Genomic DNA, 17,133 nt, shown 5'->3' on the forward strand with positions numbered 1-17,133 from the left:
CGTTTCGTCAACATCTTTTTTTAACGTCACCGCTTAAAAACTGTCGACTCACGCAACCGCCGTTTCTCGCGGCGGCCTTCGCGTCAGGCAATGCATGAAGCGAAGGGGGCGAATGTTAGCGCGCCCGCGACCGCCACGCAAGAGGTGAATGAAAAACCCATCCACTGCCAGCAACTGCCGCCAATTCGCAGCCGGCGGCGTCCACGGTGTCGCGACTTATTTGTTCTTGAACACGGGCTTGCGCTTCTCAACGAAGGCCGCCATCCCTTCCTTCTGATCCTCCGTCGCAAAGAGCGAGTGGAACATGCGGCGCTCGAAGTGCACGCCCTCTGCGAGCGTGGTTTCGTACGCGCGATTCACCGCCTCCTTGGCCATCATGACGGCGGGCAATGAGTACTCGCTAATCGTCGTGGCCGCAGCGACCGCTTCGTTCAGAAGATCGGCCGCGGGAATCACGCGAGACACCAACCCCGCGCGTTCCGCTTCCGCCGCATCCATCATGCGAGCGGTCAGACACAAATCCATCGCCTTGGCCTTCGACACCGCGCGCGGCAACCGCTGCGTACCGCCCGCGCCAGGAATCACGCCCAGCTTGATTTCAGGCTGTCCAAACTTTGCGGTATCCGCAGCGAAAATGATGTCGCACATCATCGCCAGTTCACAGCCACCGCCCAGCGCAAAGCCGGCGACCGCCGCAATGATCGGCTTGCGGATCGTGCGGATCGTCTCCCAGTTGCGCGTGATGTAGTCGCCTTTGTAGACATCCATGAAGCTATAGGTCGCCATCATGCCGATGTCGGCACCCGCCGCGAACGCCTTCTCGCTACCTGTAATGACGATCGCACCGATCCCTTCATCGGCGTCGAACGCCTTCAGCGCAGCGCCCACCTCGTCCATCAACGCATCGTTCAGCGCATTGAGCGCCTTCGGCCTGTTCAACGTGATCAGGCCGACTTTGCCACGCGTCTCGACCAGGATGTTTTCGTACCCCATACGCCCTCCTTCCATTAAAGAAAAGTCCCAAAAAAAATTTTCACGCCGGAGTTTGACTAATGCTAACATTCACCAACCAACCGGTCGGTCAATTAATTGACACGGGCCTCCTCCAACCTCTCAATCAACGTCGCGCCATGACACATCCGTTGTTCGCCAAGCACGAAGCCGTGCTGCAAAAAGCGCTTTCCGCCATCGAGACGCGCGGCTACTGGAGCCCGTTCGCCGAAATGCCGAGCCCCAAAGTGTACGGGGAATCTGCCAGTGCAGACGGTGAAGCCGCGTTCAAGGCTCATCTCAATCGCACGTTCGAGCTCGACCAGCCGGGTACCGGCGAAACCGTGGGCAGCGAGACCTCACCGTTCGGTTTCGCGCTCGGTGCACGCTATCCGAAGTCGACACCCGATCAACTCATCGAAGCCGCTCAAAAAGCGCAGCGCGACTGGCGCGCGGCCGGCCCGCAAGCTTGGGCGGGCGTGAGCCTCGAAATTCTCGAGCGCCTGAACCGCGCGAGCTTCGAAATCGCTTTTAGCGTGATGCACACGACGGGCCAGGCGTTCATGATGGCCTTCCAGGCCGGCGGCCCACATGCTCAAGACCGCGCGCTCGAAGCCGTCACCTACGCCTGGGACCAGCTGCGCCGCATTCCCGCCGACGCGCACTGGGAAAAGCCTCAAGGCAAGAATCCGCCGCTCGCCATGCAAAAACGCTTCACGGTCGTGCCGCGCGGCACCGGTCTCGTGCTGGGCTGCTGCACGTTCCCGACCTGGAACGGATACCCCGGCCTGTTCGCCGATCTGGCCACGGGCAACACGGTCATCGTCAAGCCGCACCCGGGCGCGATTCTGCCGCTCGCGGTCACCGTGCGCATCTCGCGCGAGGTGCTGCGCGAAGCCGGCTTCGATCCGAACGTGGTCACGCTGCTCGCCACCGATCCCAACGACGGTGCGCTCGTTCAGCAACTCGCGCTGCGGCCGGAGATCAAGCTCATCGACTTCACCGGCAGCACGCAAAACGGCGACTGGCTCGAACAACATGCGCACCAGGCGCAGGTCTACACCGAGAAGGCCGGCGTAAACCAGATCGTGATCGATTCGGTGGCCGACCTGAAGGCCGCCGCGCGCAACATCGCATTCTCGCTCTCGCTCTATTCGGGCCAGATGTGCACGGCGCCGCAAAACATCTACGTGCCGCGCAATGGCATCCAGACCGCCGAAGGTCCCGTGAGCTTCGAGACCGTCGCGCAAGCGATTGCCGGCGCGGTGCAGAAGTTCGTGGCCGATCCCGCTCGCGCCGTGGAAGTGCTCGGTGCGATCCAGAACGAAGGTGTCACGGCGCGTATCGACGAGGCACGCAAGCTGGGCACCGTGCTCGCCGACAGCCAGTCGCTCGAACACCCGCAATTCGCCGGCGCGCGCGTGCGCACGCCGCTCGTGCTCTCGCTCGACGCCGCGCGCGACGCTGCCTCGTTCACGCGCGAATGGTTCGGCCCGATCTCGTTCGTAATCGCCACCGACTCGACTGCGCAGTCGCTCGAGCTGGCCGGCGCAACCGCACGCGACCACGGTGCGCTCACGCTCTCGGTCTACAGCACCGACGACGCCGTGGTCGAAGCCGCCCACGAAGCCGCGATCACCGGCGGCGTGGCGCTCTCGATCAATCTCACGGGCGCTGTGTTCGTGAATCAGTCCGCGGCCTTTTCGGACTTCCACGGCACCGGCGCAAACCCGGCTGCGAACGCCGCACTGGCCGACGCCGCGTTCGTGGCGAACCGCTTCCGCGTGGTTCAGAGCCGCGTCCATGTTGAACCCAAAGCGGCTCCCGTTGCAGTCGGCTGAACGGTCTATGCCGTTTGGCCGAATAGCGTCCCACTCCCCGTCCCTCTAGCATGTTCGGCGTGAGCGCAATTCCGCGCTCATGCCGCAGGAATCCGAGATGACCGAAGCCTATATCTGCGACGCGATTCGCACCCCGTTTGGCCGCTACGGCGGCGCCCTGAAAGATGTGCGCGCCGACGACCTTGCCGCCGTGCCCATTCGCGCGCTGATCGAGCGCAACCCAGGCGTGGACTGGAGCGCGCTCGACGACGTGCTCTACGGCTGCGCCAACCAGGCCGGCGAAGACAACCGCAACGTCGCACGCATGGCCGCGCTGCTCGCGGGCCTGCCCACGGACGCGCCTGGCGGCACACTCAACCGCCTGTGCGGCTCGGGCCTCGACGCCATCGGTAGCGCCGCGCGCGCCATCAAGGCCGGCGAAGCACGCCTGATGATCGCGGGCGGCGTGGAAAGCATGACGCGCGCGCCGTTCGTAATGGGCAAGGCCACATCGGCCTTCTCGCGCGAAGCCGCCATCTACGACACCACCATCGGCTGGCGTTTCGTGAACAAGCTGATGAAGCAGCAATACGGCATCGATTCGATGCCGGAAACTGCGGAAAACGTCGCGGTCGAGTTCAACATCAGCCGCGCCGATCAGGACGCGTTCGCGCTGCGCAGCCAGCAGAAGGCCGCACGGGCGCAGAAAGACGGCACGCTTGCGCAGGAAATCGTCGCGGTCGAGATTGCGCAGAAGAAAGGCGATCCGGTGCGCGTCACGCTCGACGAACACCCGCGCGAAACGTCACTCGAAGCGCTCGGCAAGCTCAAGGGCGTGGTGAAGCCCGACGGCACGGTCACGGCCGGCAACGCCTCGGGCGTCAACGACGGTGCGTGCGCCCTGCTGCTCGCGAACGAAGAAGCCGCGAACCAATATGGTCTGCGCCGCCGTGCGCGTGTGCTCGGCATGGCGACGGCCGGCGTCGCGCCGCGCATCATGGGCTTCGGCCCCGCGCCCGCCGTGCAGAAGCTGCTCAAACAACTGGGCATGACGCTCGACCAGTTCGACGTGATCGAACTCAACGAAGCGTTCGCATCGCAAGGCCTCGCTGTGCTGCGCGCGCTCGGCATCGCCGACGACGACTCGCGCGTGAACCCGAACGGCGGCGCCATCGCGCTGGGCCATCCGCTCGGCGCCTCGGGCGCGCGGCTCGTGACGACCGCGCTGCATCAACTGGAGCGCACCCAGGGGCGTTACGCGCTTTGCACGATGTGCATCGGCGTAGGCCAGGGCATTGCACTGGCGATCGAACGCATCTGAGCGGCAAGAAAAGGAACGGCGCGGAAACCGCCGGGCAAGACACACGGCGATCCCGCCTCAGAAGAGAGCTTTGCATGGGATCGGAGTAGATGCTGCGGCACTCACTCCGGTCGACAGGAGACAACCGATGCCCTACGATGCGATCCGCGTCGAAATCGACACATCCACGCGCGTGGCCACGATCACGCTGAACCGCCCGGACAAGCTCAATAGCTTCACGCGCGCCATGCACCGCGAACTCGCGGCGGCACTCGACGAGGTCACCGCAGCCGGCGCGCGCGCGCTCGTGCTGACCGGCGCGGGCCGCGGCTTCTGCGCCGGCCAGGATCTCGCCGACCTCGATTTCACGCCCGGCGCGATGACCGACCTCGGCGCGCTCGTCGAAGAACATTTCAATCCGCTGATCAAGCGCCTGCAAGCGCTGCCAATGCCGGTCATCGCCGCAGTCAACGGCACCGCGGCCGGCGCCGGCGCGAATCTCGCCTTCGCTTGCGACCTCGTGCTCGCCGCACGCTCCGCCAGCTTCATTCAGGCGTTCGTGAAGATCGGCCTTGTTCCTGATTCGGGCGGCACATGGTTCCTGCCCAAACGCGTGGGCATGGCGCGCGCGCTCGGCCTCGCCATGACTGGCGACAAGCTCGGCGCCGAAAAGGCCGAAAGCTGGGGCCTCGTCTGGCAAGTGACGGATGACGCCGAACTCGCCACGACAGCCACGGCGCTCGCCGCCCAACTCGCGAAGCAGCCCACGCGCGCCATCGTCGCCACGCGCGAAGCGTTGCGCGCCTCGGCAACGAACACGCTCGATCAGCAACTCGATCTCGAGCGCGACCTGCAGCGCGAGCTAGGCGCATCGCATGACTACGCGGAGGGCGTGCAAGCCTTCATCGAAAAACGCGCACCGCGCTTCGAGGGTCGCTGATATGAATGGATCGATGTCCACGCAAACCGCCGCGCTCGCCGACATGACGCCCGACGAACTCGCTCGCGCCACGGCACAGGCCATGTACGAGGCCGACGGCTGCAGCCGGGCGCTCGGCATGGAACTGCTCGAAGTGCGCGCAGGCTACGCGCGCCTGCGCATGGCCGTGCGCCCCGAGTTCCTCAACGGCCACCAGATCTGCCACGGCGGCCTGATCTTCACGCTTGCCGACTCGACCTTCGCGTTCGCCTGCAACACCTACAACGTGAACACCGTCGCGGCGGGTTGCTCGATCGAGTTCCTGCGCCCCGTTCAGCCCGATGATCTGCTCACCGCCGAAGCCGTCGAGCAAGTGCTTTCCGGGCGCAACGGCATTTACGACATCCGCGTAACGAACCGCGCGGGCGAGACCGTCGCCATGTTCAGAGGCAAGTCCGCCCAGATTCGCGGCAACGTGATTCCCGTCGCGGAGTAACGCGGCGCGCCCCAGATTCGCACAACCCGCATTCCATTAGTGAAGTTTGAGGAGACATCGATGACTACCCCGCTGCCGCTCGAGCCCATTGAAACGGCCAGCCGCGACGAACTCGCGGCGCTTCAGCTCGAACGGCTGAAATGGTCGCTCAATCACGCGTACGAGAATTCGCCCGTCTACCGCCAGAAGTTTGACGAAGCCGGTGTGCACCCGTCCGAACTGAAGTCGCTCGCCGACCTCGCGCGTTTCCCGTTCACGACCAAGAAGGATCTGCGTGACAGCTATCCGTTCGGGATGTTCGCGGTGCCGCAGGACCAGATCTCGCGCATTCATGCGTCGTCGGGCACGACCGGCAAGCCGACCGTCGTGGCCTATACGGCGCGCGACATCGACACCTGGGCGAATCTGGTCGCGCGTTCGGTGCGCGCGGCAGGCGCGCGTCGTGGCGACAAGGTGCACATCAGCTACGGCTACGGCCTCTTCACGGGCGGCCTCGGCGCGCACTACGGCGCCGAACGCGCGGGCCTCACGGTGATCCCGTTCGGCGGCGGCCAGACCGAAAAGCAGGTCCAACTGATCCAGGACTTCCGCCCCGACATCATCATGGTCACGCCGAGCTACATGCTCGCGATCGCCGACGAAATGGAGCGCCAGGGCATCGATCCGGCCACGTGTTCGCTGCGCATCGGCATCTTCGGCGCGGAGCCGTGGACCAACGACATGCGCGCGGCCATCGAGCAGCGCATGGGCATCACGGCTGTCGACATCTACGGCCTCTCCGAAGTGATGGGCCCCGGTGTGGCCTCCGAGTGCGCAGAGACCAAGGACGGCCCGACAATCTGGGAAGACCACTTCTACCCCGAGATCATCAATCCGGAAACGGGCGAAGTGCTGCCCGACGGCGAGTTCGGCGAGCTGGTCTTCACCTCGCTCACGAAGGAAGCGCTGCCCATTGTCCGTTATCGCACGCGCGACCTCACGCGTCTGTTGCCAGGCACGGCGCGCACCATGCGCCGCATGGAGAAAATCACGGGCCGCTCGGACGATATGCTCATCATCCGCGGCGTGAACGTGTTCCCCACGCAGATCGAGGAACTGCTGCTCAAGCAGCATGCGCTCGCGCCGCACTATCAGATCATCCTCACCAAGGAAGGTCCGATGGACGTCATGACACTCAACTGCGAGCCGTGCCCAGAAACCGCGCCCGATTATGGCGCGCTCGACGCCGCGCGCAAGCAGCTCGCGTACGACATCAAGTCGCTGATCGGCGTGACCGCGCAGGTGAATGTGCTGGAAGTGAATGGTATCGAGCGTTCGGTGGGCAAGGCGAGGCGCGTGATCGACAAGCGGCCGAAGTAAAGCCAACCCGTGTGTGCGCACTCCGCGCAGGAGGGCGCGCACCCGCCGCATGGGATTGCATCGATCGCTGATTGCGCCGATCACGCGGATTGCACAAGCGACGTGCAATCGGCATGAAAACAAAAAAAGCCGGCGTCTATTCAGATCGCCGGCTTTTTCACATGCTCGCGTCTTGCGCAAAGCTTACGAGTTCGGGAACAGCAGCCACATGCGGCCGCCCTGCTTCATCTTGCCGGCCAGATCGCCGGCGTCGTCGCCGAGGCCCCAGAAATAGTCGGCGCGCACGCCGCCCCTGATCGCCGTGCCGGTGTCCTGCGCAAACACGAGCCGGTTGAGCGGCGTGTTCGTGAGCGGACGCGTGGTCTGCAGGAAGACGGGCGTGCCGAGCGGAATCGACGACGGATCGACCGCAATCGAGCGCTCCGGCGTGAGCGGCACGCCCAGCGCGCCAATCGGGCCGTCGGCGCCGCCATGCGGTGCGCCTTCGGCGGACGACATCTCGCGGAAGAACACGAAGCGCGGGTTGGTGTCGAGCAGCGCGTCGACGCGCGTCGGATTCGCGCGCGCCCACGCCTTGATGCCTTGCATGGTGGCCTGCGCGGGCGTGAGCTCGCCGCGATCGAGCAGCCAGCGGCCAATCGACTTGTACGGCTGATTGTTGGTGCCGCCGAAGCCCACGCGCATCACGCTGCCGTCTTCCATGACGACGCGCCCCGACCCTTGCACCTGCAGGAAGAACGCTTCGATCGGGTCGTCGACCCAGACCAGTTCGTTGCCGTTCAGGATGCCCGCGCGCTCAAGTTGCGCGCGCGCCGGCAGCGCGGAGCCCGCGCGATAGCCGGCGGGCCAGCGATACAGCGCCGTCTGATAGATGCCGTGGCGCGTGCGCGAACCGTGCAGCAACGGCTCGTAGTAGCCGGTCACAAGGCCGTCGAGCGTGCCGTCGTTGTTGGCGAACTGATAGGGCGTGAAGTACGTCTCGAAGAAGGTGCGGGCACCGGCGGCATCGAGATCGTCCAGTAGCGAGGCCGCCGCGCAGGCGCGCTGCCAGCGCGGCTCACGCGCGAGGCGCGTGCAGTTCTGGCGCAGCGCCGCCGTGGCGCCGATCAGCGAATCGTCCTGCCACCCCGGCACCTGTTGCCACGCCACAGCCGTGAGGCGCGCAGCGGCGATCTGCCCGGGCAGCGTCGGCGTGCCCTTGGGCGCCGTGGTGCTCACATAGCTTGGACCACCGCACGCGGCGAGCAGCGCCGCGAAAGACAGCGCGCCCAGCCAGCCGCAAAGTCGGCCACCATGCCGACCACCAAACTGCGCCACACTGCGTTTCGTGCACATCGCGAAAACGCGGCGCGCCCGTTCGCGTACGGCCGTTAATTCCGGCATCACGCCAAAACGGTGCACCGATTCTGGCGCACAATCTGACGCCAACGCGCCCGCCGCTGCAGTTACCAAACTCGGTGCCAAACCGGGTGCCAAACCAGGTACCGGAGTACGTGCCAACGCGGGTGCCACGCCAGGTCCCCGTTCGGGCCGAGACTCCTGCCTGCAATCATTGCTTTCGATGGATGCCACCATGTCAGATCTGCTCGACGAATACCCGATGCTCATATTTGGGCTGGAAGCGCTGCTCGCGCTGTTCCTGTTGATTTTCATCGTTGTGTGGACCGCGTCAGGCAGGAAAAAGCGAGCCCCACACGACCGGCGAGACTAGCAGACCCCGAATACGGGTAACGGTTCAAAGATGTTCAGTGCAGCGTGCGCGGCATGCGCAGGACGAACTCGGGCACGGGCGCCTCGAAGCGCTCGCCGTCCTCGGCAACGCAGAAGTAGTCGCCGCGCATGGTGCCCACGGGCGTGGCGATCACGGCCCAGCTCGTGTACTCGAATTGCTCGCCCGGCTTCAGAAGCGGCTGGTGCCCGACGACGCCAAGCCCCTTCACTTCCTGCACGTGATCTTCGCTGTCGGTGATGACCCAGTGCCGCGCGATGAGCTGCGTGCTCACCTGGCCGGTGTTGCGAATGGTCAGCGTGTACGCGAAGGCGTATTGCCTGCGCTCCGGGTCCGATTCTTCGGGCAGGTAGCGCACCTGCGAGGTCACGCTGAATTCGTACTGACTCATCCTTGTTCCAGGTGCCGGGCCGCGTGGGCCGATATTGCGGTCGTCGGCCGCGCACTGCGCGCGCGCGGCCATCATCGTTGACGCCCTCGGCACAAGGCCCGGGGCGCAGGCCTCCGTCATACGGAGCCCATGGAAGTGCATTCTGCTTGATGCGGACGGCACCCGCAACCCGGCGCAGCCCGGGGGCAGGACCTGGCGCGCACTACCAGGCTGGGCGCAGTAGCGGTCCGCACGCCGCCAGCGTTCAGATGCGCGCGCCAGAACACGCCGTGAAGCACACCAGAAAGCGCACTGGTCCGCGACGCTCCAACGCCCCGCCCCGGTCAAACGACCAGCACCACAGGAAACTCGCGCGCGGCGCCCAGCCGCCGCTCGGCCTGACGGTAAAATACGGTTTTCCCGTCAGTTTTCCGATCGCCATGACGCAATTCCGCATCGCCCCCAGCATCCTCTCCGCCGACTTCGCGCGTCTTGGCGAGGAAGTCCGTAACGTCGTAGAAGCCGGCGCCGACTGGATCCACTTCGACGTGATGGACAACCATTACGTGCCGAACCTCACCATCGGCCCGCTCGTGTGCGAAGCAATCCGCCCGCACGTGAACGTGCCCATCGACGTGCATCTGATGGTGCGCCCGGTCGACCGCATCGTGCCCGACTTCGCCAAGGCCGGCGCGAACCTGATCAGCTTTCACCCCGAAGGCTCGGACCACATCGACCGCACGCTCTCGCTGATCCGCGACCACGGCTGCAAGGCTGGCCTCGTGTTCAATCCGGCCACGCCGCTGAACTACCTCGACCACGTGATGGACAAGCTCGACCTCATCCTGATCATGTCGGTGAACCCGGGCTTTGGCGGCCAGTCGTTCATTCCCGAGGCGCTCAACAAGCTGCGCGAAGCGCGTGCGAAGATCGACGCCTACACCGCGCGCACGGGCCGCGAGATCCATCTGGAAGTCGATGGCGGCGTGAAGGTCGACAACATCGCCGAAATCGCGGCCGCAGGCGCGGACGCCTTCGTGGCCGGTTCGGCGATCTTCGGCAAGCCAGACTACAAGGCTGTGATCGACCAGATGCGCGCGCAGCTCGCGAGCGTGAGCGCCAACGCCGGCAACGCGCAATGAGCCCGACCGCCCAGCCCGTCCAGTCTGTCCAGTTCAGGGCGCCGCGCATTGAGGCGGCGCTGATCGATCTCGACGGCACCATGGTCGACACCGCCGACGACTTCGCCGCGGGCCTGAACGGCATGCTCGCGCAGCTCGACGCCGAAGAAACTTCGCGCGAGGAGGTGATGGGCTACGTGGGCAAGGGCTCTGAGCATCTGATCCGCAGCGTGCTCACGCCGCGCTTTCACGCCGACCATGTGGAAGCGCGCTTCGATGAAGCGCTCGCGCTCTACCAGGACGAGTACGCGAAGATCAACGGTCGCCACACGCGTCTGTATCCGGACGTGGAAGCAGGTCTCGCCGCGCTGCGCAACGCGGGCATCAAGCTCGCATGCGTAACCAACAAGCCGCATCGCTTCGCCGTGGAACTGCTGCAGCAATACGGCCTCGCGCAATACTTCGAGGTCGTGCTGGGCGGCGACAGCCTGCCGAAGAAGAAGCCCGATCCGCTTCCCATGCTCACCGCGTGCGCGCGTCTGGGCGTGGCGCCGCAAGCGGCGGTGGCCATCGGCGATTCGGAGAACGATGCGCTCGCAGGCCGCGCGGCGGGCATGGCCACGCTCACGGTGCCCTATGGCTACAATCACGGCCAATCTGTACAAAAAATTGAGTCGGATGGTATAGTTGCCTCGCTGCTCGACGCCGCCAAGGCGGTCGCAGCGCACAATCTTCTGACCTGAGTCCTGTACTTAACGTCACCTTATCCTCATGTTTCTGAATAAAAAACGGAGTCTGATCTGCATCGACCGGGGAGCCTGGCCCTGGCGTCGCTGGTCGCGCTGACCTCTCCCGAGGTTCGCTGAAGTTGCGTTGCAGTCGCACGCAAGCGTTTCTTCAGCTCCGTTTTTTACTTCGCTGCGCACTCGCGCGTGTCTCGATTCTCTAAACTGTTGCGGTAACCCGTCGGCTGGTCCGGTCGTGGTCTTTGGCTGTCCTTGCGTGTGGTTTCGTCGTCCCGAGTCGTCCGACTTGTCTCGACGGGGCCCATCTGCCAGGGCACGCTAACGCCTACGCCTCGCACCCGTCGCCGCGATGCCGCAACCGGCCTGGCAAGCGTCTCGCGATGCCTGGCAGGTTGAGCAACAGGCTTGGACAACAAGCGAGCCACGAACGATCATCAGCGCAATCGAGCACCCAAAACAGACGCCATCGCGCACACGCCGCGCCCCTTTTTGAGCCGCACTGGGCCCGCACCCGACGTCGCGACCGGCAGCACGCACAGGATCGGAACATGACCGAACTCGAATTCCAGTCCCTCGCCAACGAGGGCTACAACCGCATCCCGCTGATCGCCGAAGCGCTCGCCGATCTCGAAACGCCGCTCTCGCTGTATCTGAAGCTCGCGCAGCCCGAGCGCGGCGGCGCCAACTCGTTCCTGCTGGAGTCCGTGGTGGGCGGCGAGCGCTTCGGGCGCTACTCGTTCATCGGCCTGCCCGCGCGTTCGCTGATCCGCACGCGTTTCGACGCCCGGCGTAATGGCGTCTCGGAAGTCGTGCGCGACGGCCTGGTGACGGAGACGCACGACGGCGATCCGCTCGAATTCATCGCGCAATACCAGGCACGCTTCAAGGTCGCGCAGCGTCCCGGCCTGCCGCGCTTCTGCGGCGGCCTCGCGGGCTACTTCGGCTACGACGCGGTGCGCTACATCGAGAAGAAGCTCGCCGATACCTGCCCGCCCGATGACCTCGGACTGCCCGACATCCAGTTGCTGCTGACCGAGGAAGTCGCCGTCATCGACAATCTCGCGGGCAAGCTCTACCTGATCGTCTACGCCGATCCGCAAACGCCCGAGGCGTACACGAAGGCCAAGCACCGCCTGCGCGAACTCAAGCAGCGGCTGCGCACGACGGTGCAGCCGCCCGTGACCTCCGCGAGCGTGCGCACCGAGACCTATCGCGAGTTCAAGAAGGACGACTACCTCGCCGCCGTGCGCAAGGCGAAGGAATACATCGCCGCGGGCGAGTTGATGCAGGTGCAGGTCGGCCAGCGCATCAGCAAGCCGTATCGCGACAATCCGCTCTCGCTCTATCGCGCGCTGCGTTCGCTGAATCCGTCGCCGTACATGTACTACTACAACTTCGGCGACTTCCACGTGGTGGGCGCTTCGCCGGAGATCCTGGTGCGCCAGGAGCAGCGCGGCGAAGACCGCATCGTGACGATCCGTCCGCTCGCGGGCACGCGGCCGCGCGGCAACACGCCCGAGCGCGATGCCGAGCTCGCGACCGAGCTGCTCAACGACCCGAAGGAAATCGCCGAGCACGTGATGCTGATCGACCTCGCGCGCAACGACGTGGGCCGCATCGCCGAGATCGGCTCGGTGGCCGTGACCGACCAGATGGTCATCGAAAAGTACTCGCACGTGCAGCACATCGTCAGTTCCGTGGAAGGCAGGCTCAAGCCCGGCATGACCAACTACGACGTGCTGCGCGCGACCTTCCCGGCCGGCACGCTCTCGGGCGCGCCCAAGGTGCGCGCGATGGAACTCATCGACGAGCTCGAACCCGTGAAGCGCGGCCTCTACGGCGGCGCGGTCGGCTATCTCTCGTTCAACGGCGAGATGGATCTCGCGATTGCGATCCGCACGGGCCTCATCCACAACGGCAATCTGTACGTGCAGGCCGCGGCGGGCGTGGTCGCCGATTCGGTGCCCGAGTCCGAATGGCAAGAAACCGAAAACAAGGCGCGCGCCGTGCTGCGCGCCGCCGAGCAGGTGCAGGACGGCCTCGACAGCGACTTCTGAGCGGAGACAAGACCATGTTGCTCATGATCGACAACTACGATTCGTTTACCTACAACATCGTCCAGTACTTCGGCGAACTCGGCGAAGACGTCCATACGTACCGCAACGACGAAATCACCATCGAGGAAATCCGCAAGCTCAACCCGGAGCGCATCTGCCTCTCGCCCGGACCGAGCAACCCGCAGCACGCGGGCATCACGCTCGACGTGCTGCGCGAATTCGCGGGCAAGACGCCGATTCTCGGCGTGTGCCTCGGCCATCAGGCCATCGGCGAAGCATTCGGCGGGCGCGTCGTGCGCGCCAAGACCATCATGCACGGCAAGGTGAGCCAGATCGAAACCGACTGCAAAGGCGTGTTCGCCGACCTGCCGAAGCACTTCAACGTGACGCGCTATCACTCGCTCGCGATCGAGCGCGAGTCGCTGCCCGATTGCCTCGAAGTGTCGGCCTGGACCGACGACGGCGAAATCATGGGCGTGCGTCACCGCGAGCTCGCGGTGGAAGGCGTGCAGTTCCACCCGGAATCGATCCTCTCCGAGCACGGCCACGCGCTCTTCGAGAACTTCCTCAAGCAGTCGAAGGCGCACAGCGCTTAACGGAGCAAAGGAGACACGACCATGTCCATTACCCCGCAAGAAGCGCTGCAACGCACGATCGAGCACCGCGAGATCTTCCACGACGAGATGCTGCACCTCATGCGCATGATCATGCGCGGCGAGCTCTCGCCCGTGCTCTCGTCGGCGATCATCACGGGCTTGCGTGTGAAGAAGGAAACCATCGGCGAGATCACGGCGGCCGCCACAGTCATGCGCGAGTTCGCGAATCACGTCGAGGTGAAAGACAATTCGAACTTTGTCGACATCGTCGGCACCGGCGGCGATGGTTCGCACACTTTCAATATTTCCACCGCGTCGATGTTCGTCGTGGCGGCGGCGGGCGCGAAGGTCGCGAAGCACGGCAATCGCGGCGTGTCGAGCAAGTCGGGCAGCGCGGACGTGCTCGAAGCGCTCGGCGTGAACATCGACCTGCAACCGGACCAGGTGGCCGCGTCGATCGCCGAAACGGGCATGGGCTTCATGTTCGCGCCCAACCATCATCCAGCGATGAAAAACATCGCGGCCGTGCGCCGCGAACTGGGCGTGCGCACGATCTTCAACATCCTCGGGCCGCTCACGAATCCGGCCGGCGCGCCCAATCAGCTGATGGGCGTGTTTCACGCGGACCTCGTCGGCATTCAGGTGCGCGTGATGCAGCGCCTGGGCGCGAAGCACGTGCTCGTGGTGTACGGCAAGGACGGCATGGATGAAGTCTCGCTCGGCGCGGCCACGCTCGTGGGCGAGTTGAGGGACGGCGAGATTCGCGAGTACGAGATCCATCCCGAGGACTTCGGCATGCAGATGGTCTCGAACCGCTCGCTCAAGGTCGAAAACGCCGACGAATCCAAGACGATGCTGCTCGGCGCGCTCTCGAACGAGCCAGGCACGGCGCGCGAGATCGTCACGCTGAACGCGGGCACGGCGCTCTATTCGGCCAACGTCGTGAATTCGATCGCCGACGGCATCGCGCTCGCGCGCGAGACCCTCGCAAGTGGCCGCGCGCGCGCCAAGGTCGACGAACTGGTACGCTTCACCCAACAGTTCAAACGCTGATCCCGCACCGTTTTTTAGCCAGATTCTTGCAGATAGCCATGAGCGACATCCTCGAAAAAATCATTGCGGTGAAGCACGAAGAAGTGCGCGCCGCCGAGCAGAGCGCCCCGCTCGAAGAGCTGCGTCTCCAGGCGAGCACGCGCGATCTGCGCGACTTCGTGGGCGCGTTGCGCGCGAAGCACGCGAACGGTCAGGCCGCCGTGATCGCCGAAGTCAAGAAGGCGAGCCCCTCGAAGGGCGTGCTGCGCGAAAACTTCCAGCCCGCCGAAATCGCGCGCTCGTATGCCGAAGGCGGCGCAGCATGCCTTTCCGTGCTCACCGACGTGCAATTCTTCCAGGGCAGCGCCGCCTATCTGGAAGCCGCGCGCGCCGCGTGCAATTTGCCGGTGCTGCGCAAGGACTTCATCGTCGATCCGTATCAGATCGTCGAAGCGCGCGCGATGGGCGCCGACGCCATTCTGCTGATCGCCGCCGCGCTCGACCCCGGCCAGATGCGCGATCTCGAAGCGCTCGCGCATTCGCTGGGGCTTGCGGTGCTCGTCGAAGTGCATGATCGCGAAGAGCTCAAGCACGCGCTCACGCTGAAGACGCCGCTCATCGGCATCAACAACCGCAATCTGCGCACCTTCGAAACCACGCTGCAAACCACCATCGACATGCTCGACGACGTGCCCGAAGACCGCATCGTCGTAACGGAGTCGGGCATTCTCTCGCGCGCCGACGTCGAGAAGATGCGCGCGCTCGCAGTGCACACGTTCCTCGTGGGCGAAGCGTTCATGCGCGCGGAGCAGCCCGGCGCGGAACTTGCGCGCATGTTCTTCTGATTGCATGTAACCGAAAAGCGACGATGGCTATCGAACGCGAAATCAAGCTCGCGCTGCCGCGCGACCAGGTGGACGCGGCGCTGCGTCTCTTCGAGACGCGTGCCGGTGCGCCGGGCCGCGCGGTGAGGCTGGAGAACATCTACTTCGACACGCCGTCGCTTGCGCTCGCGCGGGCGAAGAGCGCGCTGCGGCTGCGCCTCACGCCAGAAGGCTGGGTGCAGACGTTCAAGACCGTGGGCGTGGCGCAAAGCGGGCTGCATGAGCGGCACGAGTGGGAAATGCCCGTTGCGGGCGAAGCGCTCGAGATCGAGCGGCTGTTGAAGGCCTGCGCGGCGGACGATAGGGCTGGCGAATCGACGGCCCTCACGCAAGCCGCCGCCACGCTGATCCCGCTTTTTCGCACCGATTTCACGCGCACGCTGTGGACGCTCGAAGTCGATGGCACACAAGTGGAAGCGGCCGTCGACCAGGGCGAGGTGACGGCAGACGTGAACGGCACGTTGCGCCGTACGCCGATCTGCGAAATCGAGCTGGAACTGAAGGACGGCGACGAAGCCGCGCTGCACACGCTCGCGGCTGAACTCTCGAAGGCCCTGCCCGGCCTCGCGCCCGACGATATCAGCAAGGCGCAGCGCGGCTACAAGCTGCGCGAAGGCTGAGATTGAATCGCTGCGCGATTCTTGCGACACTTGCCGCCCATGACCTCCACGAAACACGCGCGCACCGCAGCGCCAGCGCAAGCCTCGCTCTTCAATGACGATCCGCCCGAAGCGGCACTGGCCACGCTCGACGAAACGTCCGCGCCCGAAGTCGACCCGCGCCAGATCACGATCTTCTCGCTCCTCGACGACGAATTCCCCGCCTCCGCCACAGCCCCGATGTCCGCCAGCCAGTCCGCAGCCGCCATGTCCGCCGATAAACCGCAATCGACCGCCGCCATCACGCGTCTCGAAGACCAGTTCGCCGCGCTGCCCACCGCCTGGCACGAGCTGCTCTCGCCGTTCATCGCGAGCGACGCCTATGCGCCGCTATGCCGTTTCGTCGACGACGAACGCGCCGCCGGCAAGACCGTCTATCCCGCCGACGTATTCCGCGCGCTGCGCCTCACCTCGCCCGACGAAGTGAAGGTGGTGATCCTCGGCCAAGACCCCTATCACGGCGATGACCGCGGCACGCCGCAGGCGCACGGCCTTGCGTTCTCGGTGCCGCCCGCGGTGCGCACGCCGCCCTCGCTGCGCAACATTTTCAAGGAGATCGCGGCGAGCCTCGGCATCGACGCGCCGGCGCACGGCTGCCTCGACGCGTGGGCGCGCCAGGGCGTGCTGCTGCTCAACACGGTGCTCACCGTCGAGCGCGCGAACGCCGCGAGCCACGCCAAGCGCGGCTGGGAGCGCTGCACCGACACGCTGATCCACGAGATCGCGACACGTCACGAACATCTCGTGTTCATGCTCTGGGGGGCGCATGCGCAGAACAAGCGTGCGCTCCTCGGCTCGGGCGAACACTGCGTGCTGGAGGCGCCGCATCCGTCGCCGCTCTCGGCCCATCGTGGCTTTCTTGGTTGCGGGCATTTCGCGCAGGCCAACGAATACCTGGCAGCGCATGGCCGCCCGTCCATCGACTGGCGCTTGCCGGACAAGGCCGAAGTGCTCGCCTGAAACGCCGAAGCGCGAAGCACTGAAACGCGCAACGCGCACAACGAAAAACGCCACGAAGCACGCTCCGTGGCGTTTTTGCTTTACCCCTCGCGATA

At 65.2% G+C, this 17,133-nt stretch carries 17 protein-coding genes; 14 read left to right on the plus strand and 3 right to left on the minus strand.

From position 1 onward, the window contains the following. Window positions 1–216 precede the first annotated feature (216 nt). Window positions 217–993, minus strand: a complete 777-nt coding sequence (locus tag L5014_RS35300) for an enoyl-CoA hydratase (RefSeq protein ID WP_238468515.1) — start codon at window positions 991–993, stop codon at window positions 217–219. Between the two features lie 137 nt (window positions 994–1,130). On the opposite strand from L5014_RS35300, the gene paaN reads away from it, so the two are divergent. From paaN to paaK, 5 genes are all read left to right on the plus strand, one after another. Next, window positions 1,131–2,831, plus strand: coding sequence for a phenylacetic acid degradation protein PaaN (paaN, locus tag L5014_RS35305; RefSeq protein WP_238468516.1), 1,701 nt, complete (start codon window positions 1,131–1,133; stop codon window positions 2,829–2,831). Between the two features lie 97 nt (window positions 2,832–2,928). Beyond that, a complete protein-coding gene (pcaF, locus tag L5014_RS35310) occupies window positions 2,929–4,131 on the plus strand; it encodes a 3-oxoadipyl-CoA thiolase (protein ID WP_238468517.1) in 1,203 nt (400 codons plus the stop codon). Window positions 4,132–4,258: 127 nt separating this feature from the next. After that, on the plus strand, window positions 4,259–5,050 hold the full coding sequence (paaG, locus tag L5014_RS35315) for a 2-(1,2-epoxy-1,2-dihydrophenyl)acetyl-CoA isomerase PaaG (RefSeq protein ID WP_238468518.1): 792 nt from the start codon (window positions 4,259–4,261) through the stop codon (window positions 5,048–5,050). A 13-nt stretch (window positions 5,051–5,063) separates the two neighbouring features. After that, complete coding sequence (paaI, locus tag L5014_RS35320) at window positions 5,064–5,525, plus strand: hydroxyphenylacetyl-CoA thioesterase PaaI (RefSeq protein WP_238468519.1); 462 nt, start codon at window positions 5,064–5,066, stop codon at window positions 5,523–5,525. Window positions 5,526–5,585: 60 nt separating this feature from the next. Continuing rightward, a complete protein-coding gene (paaK, locus tag L5014_RS35325) occupies window positions 5,586–6,884 on the plus strand; it encodes a phenylacetate--CoA ligase PaaK (protein WP_238468520.1) in 1,299 nt (432 codons plus the stop codon). Between the two features lie 183 nt (window positions 6,885–7,067). Here paaK and mltA read toward each other — a convergent pair whose 3' ends face one another. Then, entirely contained in the window at window positions 7,068–8,219 is a 1,152-nt protein-coding gene (gene mltA / locus L5014_RS35330; protein WP_420800195.1) for a murein transglycosylase A, read from the minus strand. A gap of 238 nt (window positions 8,220–8,457) precedes the next feature. Between mltA and L5014_RS35335 the strand changes: the two genes are divergently transcribed. Then, window positions 8,458–8,595 carry a hypothetical protein gene (locus tag L5014_RS35335; protein WP_238468522.1) on the plus strand — a complete coding sequence of 46 codons (138 nt, stop codon included), beginning with the start codon at window positions 8,458–8,460 and terminating at the stop codon, window positions 8,593–8,595. A gap of 34 nt (window positions 8,596–8,629) precedes the next feature. Here L5014_RS35335 and apaG read toward each other — a convergent pair whose 3' ends face one another. Then, the gene (apaG, locus tag L5014_RS35340) at window positions 8,630–9,004 is read right to left on the minus strand and encodes a Co2+/Mg2+ efflux protein ApaG (RefSeq protein WP_238468523.1); all 375 of its coding nucleotides are present in this window, start codon (window positions 9,002–9,004) and stop codon (window positions 8,630–8,632) included. Window positions 9,005–9,423: 419 nt separating this feature from the next. Here apaG and rpe point away from each other — a divergent pair, with 419 nt between their 5' ends. The 8 genes from rpe to L5014_RS35380 all read left to right on the plus strand — a co-directional run bounded on the left by rpe (window position 9,424) and on the right by L5014_RS35380 (window position 17,038). Then, entirely contained in the window at window positions 9,424–10,125 is a 702-nt protein-coding gene (gene rpe, locus L5014_RS35345) for a ribulose-phosphate 3-epimerase (RefSeq protein WP_238468524.1), read from the plus strand. Then, window positions 10,122–10,847, plus strand: coding sequence for a phosphoglycolate phosphatase (locus L5014_RS35350; RefSeq protein WP_238468525.1), 726 nt, complete (start codon window positions 10,122–10,124; stop codon window positions 10,845–10,847). The genes rpe and L5014_RS35350 overlap by 4 nt, the downstream gene beginning before the upstream one ends. A gap of 551 nt (window positions 10,848–11,398) precedes the next feature. Continuing rightward, window positions 11,399–12,907: an anthranilate synthase component I gene (trpE, locus tag L5014_RS35355; protein ID WP_238468526.1), complete on the plus strand. Its 1,509-nt coding sequence runs from the start codon at window positions 11,399–11,401 to the stop codon at window positions 12,905–12,907. 14 nt (window positions 12,908–12,921) lie between these two features. Beyond that, complete coding sequence (locus L5014_RS35360; protein ID WP_238468527.1) at window positions 12,922–13,503, plus strand: aminodeoxychorismate/anthranilate synthase component II; 582 nt, start codon at window positions 12,922–12,924, stop codon at window positions 13,501–13,503. A 21-nt stretch (window positions 13,504–13,524) separates the two neighbouring features. Continuing rightward, on the plus strand, window positions 13,525–14,556 hold the full coding sequence (gene trpD, locus L5014_RS35365; RefSeq protein ID WP_238468528.1) for an anthranilate phosphoribosyltransferase: 1,032 nt from the start codon (window positions 13,525–13,527) through the stop codon (window positions 14,554–14,556). 38 nt (window positions 14,557–14,594) lie between these two features. Continuing rightward, window positions 14,595–15,380 carry an indole-3-glycerol phosphate synthase TrpC gene (trpC, locus tag L5014_RS35370; RefSeq protein WP_238468529.1) on the plus strand — a complete coding sequence of 262 codons (786 nt, stop codon included), beginning with the start codon at window positions 14,595–14,597 and terminating at the stop codon, window positions 15,378–15,380. Window positions 15,381–15,403: 23 nt separating this feature from the next. Beyond that, complete coding sequence (locus tag L5014_RS35375) at window positions 15,404–16,039, plus strand: CYTH domain-containing protein (RefSeq protein ID WP_238468530.1); 636 nt, start codon at window positions 15,404–15,406, stop codon at window positions 16,037–16,039. Window positions 16,040–16,078: 39 nt separating this feature from the next. Further along, window positions 16,079–17,038: a uracil-DNA glycosylase gene (locus L5014_RS35380; RefSeq protein WP_238468531.1), complete on the plus strand. Its 960-nt coding sequence runs from the start codon at window positions 16,079–16,081 to the stop codon at window positions 17,036–17,038. The last annotated feature ends 95 nt before the right edge of the window (window positions 17,039–17,133 follow it).

Source organism: Paraburkholderia tagetis, from assembly GCF_022213065.1.
Lineage (GTDB): Bacteria > Pseudomonadota > Gammaproteobacteria > Burkholderiales > Burkholderiaceae > Paraburkholderia > Paraburkholderia tagetis.

Bases quoted from the DNA above. Each gene is read 5' to 3' on its own strand.
- rpe (WP_238468524.1), top strand. From the start codon at position 9,424: ATGACGCAATTCCGCATCGCCCCCAGCATCCTCTCCGCCGACTTCGCG.
- L5014_RS35335 (WP_238468522.1), top strand. From the start codon at position 8,458: ATGTCAGATCTGCTCGACGAATACCCGATGCTCATATTTGGGCTGGAA.
- L5014_RS35380 (WP_238468531.1), top strand. From the start codon at position 16,079: ATGACCTCCACGAAACACGCGCGCACCGCAGCGCCAGCGCAAGCCTCG.
- L5014_RS35350 (WP_238468525.1), top strand. From the start codon at position 10,122: ATGAGCCCGACCGCCCAGCCCGTCCAGTCTGTCCAGTTCAGGGCGCCG.
- mltA (WP_420800195.1), bottom strand. From the start codon at position 8,219: ATGTGCACGAAACGCAGTGTGGCGCAGTTTGGTGGTCGGCATGGTGGC.
- paaG (WP_238468518.1), top strand. From the start codon at position 4,259: ATGCCCTACGATGCGATCCGCGTCGAAATCGACACATCCACGCGCGTG.
- paaN (WP_238468516.1), top strand. From the start codon at position 1,131: ATGACACATCCGTTGTTCGCCAAGCACGAAGCCGTGCTGCAAAAAGCG.
- apaG (WP_238468523.1), bottom strand. From the start codon at position 9,004: ATGAGTCAGTACGAATTCAGCGTGACCTCGCAGGTGCGCTACCTGCCC.
- paaI (WP_238468519.1), top strand. From the start codon at position 5,064: ATGTCCACGCAAACCGCCGCGCTCGCCGACATGACGCCCGACGAACTC.
- L5014_RS35375 (WP_238468530.1), top strand. From the start codon at position 15,404: ATGGCTATCGAACGCGAAATCAAGCTCGCGCTGCCGCGCGACCAGGTG.
- pcaF (WP_238468517.1), top strand. From the start codon at position 2,929: ATGACCGAAGCCTATATCTGCGACGCGATTCGCACCCCGTTTGGCCGC.
- paaK (WP_238468520.1), top strand. From the start codon at position 5,586: ATGACTACCCCGCTGCCGCTCGAGCCCATTGAAACGGCCAGCCGCGAC.
- trpD (WP_238468528.1), top strand. From the start codon at position 13,525: ATGTCCATTACCCCGCAAGAAGCGCTGCAACGCACGATCGAGCACCGC.
- L5014_RS35360 (WP_238468527.1), top strand. From the start codon at position 12,922: ATGTTGCTCATGATCGACAACTACGATTCGTTTACCTACAACATCGTC.
- L5014_RS35300 (WP_238468515.1), bottom strand. From the start codon at position 993: ATGGGGTACGAAAACATCCTGGTCGAGACGCGTGGCAAAGTCGGCCTG.
- trpE (WP_238468526.1), top strand. From the start codon at position 11,399: ATGACCGAACTCGAATTCCAGTCCCTCGCCAACGAGGGCTACAACCGC.
- trpC (WP_238468529.1), top strand. From the start codon at position 14,595: ATGAGCGACATCCTCGAAAAAATCATTGCGGTGAAGCACGAAGAAGTG.